We start from the raw sequence: 11,616 nt of genomic DNA, 5'->3' as shown, positions 1-11,616 counted from the left end.
CGGCACTCGACACGGCAGCCACTACATATGGTGCCGCCGCAGTCCCTCGCCACTACATGTATGCTCACTCCTGCTGTCGACGCAGGGGAACCCGGTGGGAGTCCGGGACTGCCCCGCAGCGGTGTGCGGGCGGCCCACCAGGCCGAGCCCGCGAGTCCGAGTACCTGCCGACGGCGTGCCACCCGGCCCTCCCGCAGAGGCCGCGCCAGCACGAGCAGTACCTTCCGGGCCTCGCGGGCGGGCCGGGGATGCCACCGTCGCGCGACGCGCTCCGCGTTCGCGCCATGCTCCCCTGCCCCGAACGGTCCGGTGCCCCGATCACCGCCGCCGATCGCCGCCAGGAGAGAGCGCCTTGACCACCGCTGCCTCAGCCACCCTGCCCACCCAGGGTTCCGGTACCGCCCCCGCCGACCCGACGGTCTCCGACCCCGGCGGCGCGCTGCTGCGGCTGCTCACCGACCGCAGCGTCGATCTCCCCCAGGTGGACCCCGGCCATGTCGCCGCCGCCGCGCTGCGCGGCCGCCACGCCGGCTCGGACTTCGCCGAGCTGCGCGGGCTGGCCGTGGACGCCGCCGCGTCGATGATCGCCGAGGACCCCCAGTACTCGAAGCTCGCCGCCCGCCTGCTCGCCCTGGAGATCGTGGACGAGGCGAACAGCCAGGGCGCGGTGTCCTTCGCCGCCTCGATCGCCGTCGGCCACGCCGAGGGCCTGATCGGCGACACCACCGCCGCCTTCGTCGCCAAGCACGCCGCCGCCCTCGACGCGCTGATCGACCCGCAGGGCGACGACCGCTTCGAGTACTTCGGCCTGCGCACCGTGCAGTCCCGCTACCTGCTGCGCCACCCGATCACCCGCAAGGTCGTCGAGACCCCGCAGCACTTCCTGCTCCGCGTCGCCTGTGGCCTGGCAGTCGGCGACACCGAGCAGTCCGTGGCCGAGGTCGCCGAGCTGTACCGCCTGATGAGCCGGCTGGAGTACCTGACCTCCTCGCCGACCCTGTTCAACTCCGGCACCCGGCACCCGCAGATGTCCAGCTGCTACCTGCTCGACTCGCCGCTGGACAACCTCGACTCGATCTACAACCGGTACGCGCAGATCGCCCGGCTGTCCAAGCACGCCGGCGGCATCGGCCTGTCCTACTCGCGCATCCGCTCGCGCGGCAGCCTGATCCGCGGCACCAACGGCAAGTCCAACGGCATCGTGCCGTTCCTGCGCACCCTCGACTCCTCGGTCGCCGCCGTCAACCAGGGCGGCCGCCGCAAGGGCGCGGCCTGCGTCTACCTGGAGACCTGGCACGCCGACATCGAGGAGTTCCTGGAGCTGCGCGACAACACCGGTGAGGAGGCGCGGCGCACCCACAACCTCAACCTGGCGCACTGGATCCCGGACGAGTTCATGCGCCGGGTCAACGCCAACGCCGACTGGTCGCTGTTCTCCCCGGCCGACGTGCCCGAGCTGGTCGACCTGTGGGGCGCCGACTTCGACGAGGCGTACCGCAAGGCCGAGCTGGCCGGCAAGGCCGTCCGCACCATCCCGGCGCAGACCCTGTACGCCCGGATGATGCGCACCCTCGCGCAGACCGGCAACGGCTGGATGACCTTCAAGGACGCCTCCAACCGGGCCGCCAACCAGACCGCGCTGCCGGGTCGCACGGTGCACTCGTCCAACCTGTGCACCGAGATCCTGGAGGTCACCGACGACTCCGAGACCGCCGTCTGCAACCTGGGGTCGGTCAACCTCGGTGCGCACGTGGCTGACGGGGCTTCGGCTGCGGACCTGCTCGGCGCGATGGACTGGGAGCGGCTGGACGCCACCGTGCGGACCGCCGTGACCTTCCTCGACCGCGTGGTGGACATCAACTTCTACCCGACGGTTGAGGCGGGCACCTCCAACTCGCGCTGGCGGCCGGTGGGCCTCGGCGTGATGGGCCTCCAGGACGTCTTCTTCAAGCTGCGGATCGACTTCGACTCCGCCGAGGCGAAGGCTCTCTCCACCCTCATCGCCGAGCGCATCATGCTCACCGCGTACGAGCGCTCCGCCGACCTGGCCGAGCAGCTCGGTCGCCACGAGGCGTACGGCGAGACCCGCGCGGCCCGCGGCGAGCTGCACATCGACCACTTCCCGTCCGCCGCGCCGCAGTGGGCCGACCGCTGGGCAGCGCTGCGGGTCCGGATCGCCGAGACCGGCCTGCGCAACTCGCTGCTGCTGGCCATCGCGCCGACGGCCACGATTGCGTCGATCGCCGGTGTGTACGAGTGCATCGAGCCGCAGGTGTCCAACCTGTTCAAGCGCGAGACGCTGAGCGGCGAGTTCCTCCAGGTCAACCCGTACCTGGTGCGCGAGCTCAAGGAGCTCGGCGTCTGGGACCAGCAGACCCGCGACGCGCTGCGCGACGCCAACGGCTCCGTCCAGGAGTTCACCTGGCTGCCGGAGGAGGTCCGTTCGCTGTACCGGACGGCCTGGGAGCTGCCGCAGCGCGCGCTGATCGACCTGGCCGCGGCGCGCATGCCGTACCTGGACCAGAGCCAGTCGCTGAACCTGTTCATGGCGGCGCCGACCATCGGCAAGCTCAGCTCGATGTACGCGTACGCGTGGAAGGTCGGTCTCAAGACCACCTACTACCTGCGCTCGCGCCCGGCCACCCGGATCGCCCAGGCCGCGTCGGGCGCCGCCCGCACCGCCGTGCCGGTTCCCGCCCCCACCATGACCCAGGCCGAACAGGACGCCATCGCCTGCTCCCTGGAGAACCCCGAGTCCTGCGAGGCCTGCCAGTAATGCCCCAGTCCGAAGACCGCAAGATGCTGCTCGACCCCGGCTTCGAGCTGACCCTGCGCCCGATGCGCTACCCGTCGTTCTACGACCGGTACCGGGACGCGATCAAGAACACCTGGACCGTGGAGGAGGTGGACCTGCACTCGGACGTCGCCGACCTGGCGAAGCTGAGCGAGGGCGAGCGCCACCTCATCGGCCGGCTGGTCGCGTTCTTCGCGACGGGCGACTCGATCGTCGCGAACAACGTGGTGCTGAGCCTCTACAAGCACATCAACTCCCCGGAGGCGCGGCTGTACCTGTCGCGCCAGCTGTTCGAGGAGGCCGTGCACGTCCAGTTCTACCTGACGCTGCTGGACACCTACCTGCCTGACCCGGAGGACCGCAACGCGGCCTTCGCCGCGGTGGAGAACATCCCCTCCATCCACCAGAAGGCCCAGTTCTGCTTCAAGTACATGAACGCGGTCGACCACATCGACTCGCTGCAGACGAAGGAGGACAGGCGGGCGTTCCTGCTCAACCTGATCTGCTTCGCCGCGTGTGTGGAGGGCCTGTTCTTCTACGGCGCCTTCGCCTATGTGTACTGGTTCCGTTCGCGCGGTCTGCTGCACGGTCTCGCGACCGGCACCAACTGGGTGTTCCGCGACGAGTCCATGCATATGGACTTCGCGTTCTCCGTGGTGGACACCGTCCGCGAGGAGGAGCCCGACCTCTTCGACGACGAGATGGCCAAGCAGGTCACGGAGATGCTGGAGGAGGCTGTCGAAGCCGAGCTCCAGTTCGCCCAGGACCTGTGCGGTGACGGTCTGACCGGCATGAACACCGAGTCGATGCGCCAGTACCTGGAGGCGGTCGCCGACCAGCGCCTGGCCCGCCTGGGCATGCCGATCCGCTACGGGTCGACCAACCCGTTCGGCTTCATGGAGCTCCAGAACGTCCAGGAGCTGACCAACTTCTTCGAGCGCCGCGTGTCGGCGTACCAGGTCGCCGTTGAGGGGTCCGTCTCCTTCGACGACGACTTCTAGGAGTCAGGCCTTGAGAGAGGGGGAGCGCCACTCGGCGCTCCCCCTCTCTCGCAGACAACACCGCAACCCTCAGCTACGAGGACGCTACTCAAGGCAACATCTCGCGCGATCACCCGCGTGAAGTGTACAGTTCTGTCATGAGTGAGACTCTGCCCATCACCGAGGCGCGAGCAAGATTCGGCACTCTAGTGCGCCGCGCCTCCCACAGCCGCGAACGCATCACCATCACCGACCACGGCCAGCCCGCCGCCGTGCTCATCAATCCGCAGGAACTCGCCGACCTGGAGGACGAGCTCGCGCTCGCCCGCTACCGCGCCCGCCAAGCCGCCGGCACCGTTGCGAGCGTGCCCCACGAGGACGTCCGGTCCCTCCTGGGCCTGGAGCGTGAATGACCTACCGGATCATCTGGGACGAGCCTGCGATCAACGCAGCCGCCCGATTCCTCAAGGATGACGCGGACGGCCTTCGCCAGGTCATGGATGCAGTCGACCTACTGGCCGACGACCCCCGACCGGCAGGCTCAGCACCCTACGGCTCCCCGGATCTCCGCCGGATCCACATCGGCCGCTACCGCGTCCTGTACGAGATCGCCGAGCAGACGGTGACCATCGCGGTCATCCACCTCGGCCGCATCCTCTGAGGACACCACCAACAGAGGTGCCCCGCACGGCCACAGCCCGTGCGGGGCACCTCTGTTGGTTCAGTCGGTCGAAAACGCCCCACCCTTGACCCCAGCGAGGAAGGACGACCACGCCTCAGCCGCGAAGAGCAGAGCCGGCCCATCCGTTGACGCGAGCTGCGGGCATCGGGTTCAGCGCCCGGCCACCACTCGCACGGATGTGCCGAACTCGGTTCCGGATCACACCACACGATCGGGTGGTGCCAAAGCCGTTCCCCACTCGCCCGCCAGCGCCGCTGCGTACAACTGCGGTACACCCCCGACCCCAGGAAGGGATGGCGGCAATGTCGCTGGGCACCGGCCTCTACACAATTCGCAGTGGGGACGCCGTGGTTGGTCGGGCTCTCCGTGAGCCGTTCACCCTCTCGCCCAAGCCGGTCTTCAGTCTGACGGACGACGAGGACGCCGCCTGGGCCGTCGAGGCGCTTCCCAACGAGCGCTACCAGCTGTACGCCAAGGGCGCCCCCGCCGGGGTCGAGGGTGACCGGGCCGATGGGTCACTGGTCGCCTACCTCATCGATCAGACGAGTGCCGAGGAGTGGCTGCTGGTCCCCGTCGCGGGGGTCGAGGGGGCGTACCAGGTCGTGGCGCCGAACGGAGCGGCGTGGACCGTCACGCGGGCCGGGGAGTACGGCAGGGTCGCGGTCCGGCCCGTCGACGGGGCCCCCGCCGCGACCCATTTCACCTTCACGAGCGCCGCATAGGTCGCTCCTGCGGACCACCCGGCCCACCGGTCAGGCGGCCGGGCGGGGCGGCGGACCGTCGAGCGCCACCATCCGAATGAACTCCCGGGCCACACCGGAGAGAAGCGTCCGTATACGATCCGCCCCCGGCTACCGTCCGGCCACAGTCGAACGAAAGGGGCCCACTGTGGCGACGACCGGAATCCTGGACTACGAGAGCGACGCCATCGTCCAGCTCATGACCATGGCGGAGGAGGACTGGACCGAGCAGGAGCTCAAGGACGCGCTCCAGCGGGCGATCATGCTGGAGCTGTCCACCATCCCGCCCTACGCCACCGCCCTCTGGTCGATCACCAACCCGGACAACAGCCAGCCGGTCCGCCACACGATCCGCGAGATCGTCTTCGACGAGATGTCGCACTTCGGCCTGGTCTGCAACATGCTCACCACCATCGGCGGCACCGTCGTCCTCACCGACCCGCTCACCGTCCCGAAGTACCCGGGCCAGCTGCCCGGTGGCGTCAACCCCGGGCTGGAAGTGTTCCTCAGCGGGCTGAGCCGGGAGTCCGCCGGGCTGTTCTCGGACATCGAGAAGCCCGAGCACCCCCTCGCCTTCGCCGTCGACGGCAACACGATCGGCGCCTTCTACCAGCGGATCGCCAACGTCTTCCCGACCTTCGCCCATCTGATCACCGGGCAGCACCAGGTGGAGTTCCCGCTCTCGTCGAGCCACGGCGCCGGCAACGACATCGTCGCGATGAACACCCTCGACGACGTGCTGAACGCGATCCACGTCATCCAGACCCAGGGCGAGGGCACCGACGTCTCCCCGGAGAACCCCTTCCCCGGCGCGCCGGGCGAACTCGCCCACTACTACGCCTTCAAGGAGATCGCCGTCGGCAAGAAGCTGGTCCGCAACGACCAGACGGGGCAGTTCGAGTTCACCGGTCCCGACGTCCCGCTGCCGGACACCTCCCCGGTCGCCCGCGTGCCCCAGGGCGGCTGGCTCAACTCCCCCGGCAACCAGCCCGACCACGCCACCTCCGAGCTCCTGCACACCTTCAACCAGCAGTACAGCGACATGCTGCGGTCCCTTGAGGACGCCTGGGGCGCCGGCGGCTCGGACTCGCTCTTCCCGGCGATCGGGATGATGGGTTCGATGCGCCGCACCGCCCAGCAGATCAACGGCATCAAGCTCCCCGCCGACCCGCGCTTCACCTACGGCCCGGAGTGGCTCTTCCTCCAGTAGCAGCCCCCGAACAGCCCGAAGGCCGGCGCGGACGATCCGCGCCGGCCTTCAAGTACCAAGAGGCTCTTACTCGTTCGGCACGGTGGCGTACCGCGGCGTCCCCTCGGCCATCTGCTTCAGGGCGTCCTTGCGGTCCCGCTTCGACAGCTTGTCGATGTAGAGGGTGCCGTACAGGTGGTCGGTCTCGTGCTGGAGGCAGCGGGCGAAGAAGCCGGTGCCCTCGACCCGGATCGGCTTGCCGTCCTTGTCGACGCCCGTCACCGCCGCGTAGTCGGGGCGCGGCAGCTCGGCGTACGCGGTCGGCACCGACAGGCAGCCCTCGTTGCCGTCGTCCAGCACCCGCTGGCGGTCCTTCGGGAACTCCTCCAGCACCGGGTTGATCATGTGGCCGATGTGGCGCACGCCCTCGTCGTCCGGGCAGTCGTAGACGAAGACCTTGAGGTCCACGCCGATCTGGTTGGCCGCGAGGCCCACGCCCTCGGCCGCGTACATCGACTGGAACATGTCGTCGATCAGCGCGGACAGCTCGCCGTCGAAGGCGGTGACGTCCTTGACCTCACGGTGCAGGACGGGGTTGCCGACGACGGTGATCGGGCGAGCGGTGCCCTTGGTGAGGTCCGGCTCCTCGCCGACCACCTTCACGGGGGCCCCGGGCGCCGCCCCCTCCAGGTCGTGCTCGTGCTCGTGGTCGTGCTGCTCGGCCTGCTCCGCCATGTCTTCCGCTTCCGCTTCCATAGGTCTACGCGTACCTCACCAGGGTACTCAGCGGGCTCAGCAGACCTCTTCGAGATCCCGGAACGCCCGGCTGGCCGGGGCGGCCGCGACCCAGCGGTCCAGCAGCGTCCGCACCAGGTTCGCCGGGGCGGCGATCCCGCACTCGCGCTCCACCAGCCAGGACATCCCGGCCGCGCCGCCCTGGCTGAGGTGGCTCAGGTGGCCGGGGTGCGCGGCGTCGCCGTCGTCGTGCGGGTCGTGGTGGGCGACGATGCCGTCGTCGGCGGCCATCCGGCTCTCCGAGCAGGCCCGGCAGAGCAGCCGCACCGAGGAGGTCCAGTCCTCCGCCGCGTAGCCGGCGTCGGCGACCACCCGCTCCAGGGCGTCCCGGTCCCCGGCCGTGGCGGCCTGCAACAGGACGACGTACGTCGGCACCGGGGAGGGCGCCCACAGCTCGATCTCGTCGAACACCGGGTACGCGATGCCGTCGGTGACCCGCTCGCCGTGCGGGGCGCCGTCGTGCAGCACCACCTCGCCCCAGCGGCGGCCGGAGGACGGCAGCGGGATGGACAGCACCTCGATCCGGGCCGGGTCCAGCCGGCGGCCCCAGACCACCTCGGACTCGCCGTCCGGGGAGAGCCGCACCGGGGTGGTCCCGAGGTCCAGGCTGACCGGGCCGTCCGGCTGACCGCCGGGGCCGCCGGGCAGCCGCAGCCCGTACGCCTGCCAGGCGCGGCGGGCCAGCGGCCAGTCCTGCAAGGCGGTCGCGGTGATGCCGAGGTTCCACCAGTCGGGGGCGCCGTGCTCGCGGTCCAGCAGGGCGACGGCCCGCAGGCCGGCCGAGCGGGCCTGCTCCCAGTCCCGGCGGAACTTGTGCAGCAGGGCCAGGTTGAACCAGGAGTCCGAGAGCCACGGCTCCAGGTCGGCGGCCATGACCAGCAGAGCGCCTGCGTCCTCGTAGCGGCCGTCGCCGATCAGCGTGAAGGCCCGGTCGGTCGTCTGCCGCCAGGTGGCGGACGGCCGGTGCCGTGCCCGGTGGAAGATCCTCACGTTCGTCCCTGCCGTCGTCGTCCGCTCAAGTCCCGTGGCCGCTGGGCCCGTCCCGGTTCCGCCGGGGTACGGAGCCCGGTGCCCCGGATCGGTGTTCCACGCTACGACCGCATCCAACCACGCCCGCCCCCGCCCGCGCTCCCCACCGCCGAGGTTGGGACCCGCCCTACCCAGCCTGCCCGCCCGGCCCCGCCGCCTCAACCCCGACGGGCGGCGCCCCGCCGGCCACCCCGCCCCTGGCCCTGCCTAGCCGCCGACCCGGGCCAGCGCGTCCACCACCCGGGCGTCGTACAGCCGGCCGCGGCCCAGCCGCAGCACCTCCAGCGCCTCCAGCCGCCCCACCGCCTCGCCGACCCCGCGGCCGCGGGCCGCCGTCAACAGGTCGTCGTGGGCGTTGGCCACCCGGATGATCCGGGCCGCCAGCGGCACCGAGCCGTCCGCCCCGGCCGGGCCCAACACCGGGTCGGCCAGCCGGGCGACCTGCTCGGCGACCTGCCGCGGCACCCCGGTGCGGCGGATCACCTCGCTGCCGAGGCGGGCGATCCGCTGCTGCTCGGCGCAGGGCAGCAGCGCCGTCGCGCCGTCCGGCACCGGCTCGACCAGCGACAGCTGGCCGACGTCGTGCATCAGCGCCGCGTACTCCAGCAGGGCGAGCTCCCGGGTGCCCAGGCCGAGCTCCCGGCCGAGCGCGCACGCCGTGTCGGCGACCCGGCGGGCATGCCCGTGCGGGGTGTAACCGGCGACCTCGGTGGCCCGGGCCAGGCTGGCGATGGTCTGCCCGGTGGTGGCCCGCACCGCCGCGGCCCGCCGGAACGACACCTGGGCCAGCAGCAGCGGCGTGCAGAACAGCGGCAGCGCCCACAGCCCGACCTCGCCGGCCGCCAGGCTGACCAGCATGCCGGTGGCGACGATCGCCGAGCCGATCCCGAACAGCGAGCGCAGTTCGTCCTCCAGCGCCGCCGGGAACCGCAGCCCCGTACCGGCGGGGCTCACCGGCCCGGCCCGGCCCGCCCGGCGGTGCCGGTGGCGCCGCCCGGCCGCGCCGAGCCGCCCCTCGACACCACCGCCCCGCCCGTCCGCCGAGGGAACCGATCGGCCACCAGCACCCTGGACGCGCCCCCTCGACCAGCGCAGCAGCGCCGCCAGCGTCGCGTCGCAGAGCGCGGCCAGCGCGGCCACGACGGTCAGGAACGCCCCGTACGCCGGGCCCGTGGGCGAGAAGCGGTCGACCAGGCCGCTGTTGTAGAGCGGCTGGAAGACGGCGGCCGCGAAGCCGACACCGAGCAGCCGGCGCGCTGCGCTGTCCCGCCGGGCCGGGTCGGCCCAGGGCGGGCGCCGGTGCGGGCGGCCGTGGTGCGGCAGTGCCAGCGAGGGCAGCCAGGCCAGCAGCAGGCCGACCCCGGTCACCGCGACCACCTGGAGCACCCCGTGCGCGGTGGGCAGTCCGCGCAGCGGCCCGAGCAGGGCGTACGCCAGCGCGCCGGCCGCGCCGATGGGCGCCTGCTCGCGATCGCCCGGAAGGGTGATCCGGACGCACTCCCCGAGCGCGATCAGCGCGGTGAACGCCAGCGCGACCCCGGGCTCGGCGACCCCGCGCACCGCCAGTGCCACCAGCGCGAGGGCCAGCAGGGCGGCCGCCGCCGCGTGCACGACGCGGGCCTCCCGCCCGGCCACCGCCGGGTGCGCCGCACGGCCCTCCCGCCCGGGCGCCGTCACGGCTGCCCGGCCAGCGGGGCGCCGCCGCCCTGGGCGGGCAGCCGGCCGGGCGCGGCCCGCACCGGCTCCGGCACGCCGAGCGGGATGTCCGGCACGGCCCGGATGCAGTCCTCGGACGGCTGCACCGGCTGCCACACGTGCACGGCCAGCGCGTCGACCAGCGCCCGGACCATCACCGGGTCGAACTGGCTGCCCGAGCAGCGCTCCAGCTCGGCCACGGCCTCCGCGACCGGACGGCCGCGCCGGTAGGAGCGGGTGGAGGTCATCGAGTCGAAGGCGTCGGCGACCGAGATGATCCGGGCGAACTCCGGAATCTGCTCGCCGGCCAGCCCGTTCGGGTAGCCGCGGCCGTCCATCCGCTCGTGGTGATGCAGGATCCCGGCGTGAGCCTCGCCGAGGAAGGCGATCCCGCGCACCAGCTCGTACCCGTACACCGGGTGGATCTCGACGGCCCGCCGCTCCGCCTCACTGAGGGGACCGTTTCTGCGCAGCAGCTCGGTGGCCACCCCCAGCTTGCCGACGTCGTGCAGGGTCCCGGCGAACCGCAGGGTGCGCAGCCGCTCGGCCTCCATGCCGAGCTGAGTGGCGATCAGCACCGAGGCCCGGCCGACCCGTTCGCTGTGCCCGCGGGTATACGCGTCCTTGATCTCGACGGCCTGCACCAGCGACTGCACGGTGGCCTGGTGGGCGTCGCGTTCGCGCTGACCCTGGGCGAACACCCAGGCCGAGATCGACAGCGGCAGCAGCGCCAGCAGCGCCGCGAACGCCCCGTACGGGCCCTGCCAGAGCACGGCCACCATCAGCCCGCCGGCCGCGTGCACCAGCACCGGCAGCCCGCACACGGTGCCGAGTCCGCGCAGCAGCACGTCCGGCCGCCGATCCTCGGTGAGCATCAGCATGACTCCCACCAGAACGCCGTTGACCAGGCAGAACGCGGCGACGGCGGCGAAGCCGGGCAGCAACGCGGCGGGGAAGCGGGAGCCGAGCAGCAGCTGCGGCCCGCGCAGCAGGTGGAAGGCGGCGGAGGCGGCGAAGGCGCAGAGCGCGAGCTGGGAGCCGTTCCACAGCTGGCGGGCCCGGCATCGCCGCCCGGCCGGTCCGCCGAGCAGCGCGGCCGGGACGGCGACCAGCGCGGCGGCGGCCGGCGGCAGCATCAGCACCCCGGCGAACAGCACCGGGAAGAAGGCGTTCACCCCGGGCCGGGCCGGAGCCCGCTCGGCCGGCGGCGGGCGGCGCAGCAGTCGGCGGGTCAGCCGCAGGCAGGGCGTCGGCAGGCCCTGGGCCAGCGACTCCCAGCAGCCGTGCAGGAAGGCCAGCAGCCCGACCTTGGGCCAGTCCACCGGGGCGCCGAGCCAGCGCGGCACCCCGGGTGCCGCCCCGGCCGGCAGCAGCGGCAGCAGGCAGCACAGCGCGGCGACCGGGACGGCCACCAGGTAGCGCGTCGCGCCGTCCGGCAGGGCCTCACCCCCACTGTCGGTAGCGATATCGACCTCCCCGCCGTCCGGGACCGCGTTGCCTCAGCCCGCCGGTCGGGCCGGCGGTGAGTGTCCGTCAGGAGGATAGGCCGCCGTCCGGGCGCGGGGACGCGTGATCGCGCAATGGCGCAGCTGGCGCACCGCCAACTCACTCGAACGAGTGAGGGCGCACGCAAGCAGAACGGGGGCGGCCCCGGGAGCGCAGGGTGAGCCGGTCAACGCCGTCCGCGGCCTGCTGGACTTCATCGCCCGGCT

Annotated in this window: 10 protein-coding genes and 1 riboswitch; of the genes, 6 read left to right on the top strand and 4 right to left on the bottom strand. The window is 72.2% G+C overall.

The window, feature by feature from the left end; all coding sequences use genetic code 11:
* Window positions 1-56: 56 nt before the first annotated feature.
* A riboswitch (cobalamin riboswitch) is annotated at window positions 57-186 on the top strand.
* 190 nt (window positions 187-376) lie between these two features.
* The 6 genes from ABTY15_RS04225 to ABTY15_RS04200 all read left to right on the top strand — a co-directional run bounded on the left by ABTY15_RS04225 (window position 377) and on the right by ABTY15_RS04200 (window position 6,406).
* Window positions 377-2,776 carry a ribonucleoside-diphosphate reductase subunit alpha gene (locus ABTY15_RS04225; RefSeq protein ID WP_350576133.1) on the top strand — a complete coding sequence of 800 codons (2,400 nt, stop codon included), beginning with the start codon at window positions 377-379 and terminating at the stop codon, window positions 2,774-2,776.
* Window positions 2,776-3,795: a ribonucleotide-diphosphate reductase subunit beta gene (locus tag ABTY15_RS04220; RefSeq protein WP_350575721.1), complete on the top strand. Its 1,020-nt coding sequence runs from the start codon at window positions 2,776-2,778 to the stop codon at window positions 3,793-3,795. The genes ABTY15_RS04225 and ABTY15_RS04220 overlap by 1 nt, the downstream gene beginning before the upstream one ends.
* 137 nt (window positions 3,796-3,932) lie before the next feature.
* Complete coding sequence (locus ABTY15_RS04215) at window positions 3,933-4,187, top strand: type II toxin-antitoxin system Phd/YefM family antitoxin (RefSeq protein ID WP_045699840.1); 255 nt, start codon at window positions 3,933-3,935, stop codon at window positions 4,185-4,187.
* A complete protein-coding gene (locus ABTY15_RS04210) occupies window positions 4,184-4,435 on the top strand; it encodes a type II toxin-antitoxin system RelE family toxin (protein ID WP_350575717.1) in 252 nt (83 codons plus the stop codon). The genes ABTY15_RS04215 and ABTY15_RS04210 overlap by 4 nt, the downstream gene beginning before the upstream one ends.
* 323 nt (window positions 4,436-4,758) lie before the next feature.
* Window positions 4,759-5,178, top strand: a complete 420-nt coding sequence (locus tag ABTY15_RS04205) for an I66 family serine proteinase inhibitor (RefSeq protein ID WP_350575715.1) — start codon at window positions 4,759-4,761, stop codon at window positions 5,176-5,178.
* A 166-nt stretch (window positions 5,179-5,344) separates the two neighbouring features.
* A complete protein-coding gene (locus tag ABTY15_RS04200) occupies window positions 5,345-6,406 on the top strand; it encodes a ferritin-like domain-containing protein (protein WP_350575712.1) in 1,062 nt (353 codons plus the stop codon).
* 66 nt (window positions 6,407-6,472) lie between these two features.
* On the opposite strand, the gene def is transcribed toward ABTY15_RS04200, so the two are convergent.
* The 4 genes from def to ABTY15_RS04180 form a co-directional block, all read right to left on the bottom strand.
* On the bottom strand, window positions 6,473-7,141 hold the full coding sequence (gene def / locus ABTY15_RS04195; RefSeq protein ID WP_350575709.1) for a peptide deformylase: 669 nt from the start codon (window positions 7,139-7,141) through the stop codon (window positions 6,473-6,475).
* 36 nt (window positions 7,142-7,177) lie between these two features.
* The gene (locus tag ABTY15_RS04190; RefSeq protein WP_350575707.1) at window positions 7,178-8,170 is read right to left on the bottom strand and encodes a tetratricopeptide repeat protein; all 993 of its coding nucleotides are present in this window, start codon (window positions 8,168-8,170) and stop codon (window positions 7,178-7,180) included.
* 246 nt (window positions 8,171-8,416) lie between these two features.
* On the bottom strand, window positions 8,417-9,886 hold the full coding sequence (locus ABTY15_RS04185; protein ID WP_350575700.1) for an HD domain-containing protein: 1,470 nt from the start codon (window positions 9,884-9,886) through the stop codon (window positions 8,417-8,419).
* Window positions 9,883-11,319: an HD-GYP domain-containing protein gene (locus ABTY15_RS04180; RefSeq protein ID WP_502893421.1), complete on the bottom strand. Its 1,437-nt coding sequence runs from the start codon at window positions 11,317-11,319 to the stop codon at window positions 9,883-9,885. Before ABTY15_RS04180 ends, ABTY15_RS04185 begins: the two co-directional genes overlap by 4 nt.
* Between the last annotated feature and the right edge of the window lie 297 nt (window positions 11,320-11,616).

It is taken from the genome of Kitasatospora sp. NPDC097643 (assembly GCF_040302625.1).
GTDB lineage: Bacteria > Actinomycetota > Actinomycetes > Streptomycetales > Streptomycetaceae > Kitasatospora.
This window is presented reverse-complemented; position numbering and strand designations above follow the sequence as displayed.

Bases quoted from the DNA above. Each gene is read 5' to 3' on its own strand.
- ABTY15_RS04220 (WP_350575721.1), top strand. From the start codon at position 2,776: ATGCCCCAGTCCGAAGACCGCAAGATGCTGCTCGACCCCGGCTTCGAG.
- ABTY15_RS04215 (WP_045699840.1), top strand. From the start codon at position 3,933: ATGAGTGAGACTCTGCCCATCACCGAGGCGCGAGCAAGATTCGGCACT.
- ABTY15_RS04210 (WP_350575717.1), top strand. From the start codon at position 4,184: ATGACCTACCGGATCATCTGGGACGAGCCTGCGATCAACGCAGCCGCC.
- ABTY15_RS04205 (WP_350575715.1), top strand. From the start codon at position 4,759: ATGTCGCTGGGCACCGGCCTCTACACAATTCGCAGTGGGGACGCCGTG.
- def (WP_350575709.1), bottom strand. From the start codon at position 7,141: ATGGAAGCGGAAGCGGAAGACATGGCGGAGCAGGCCGAGCAGCACGAC.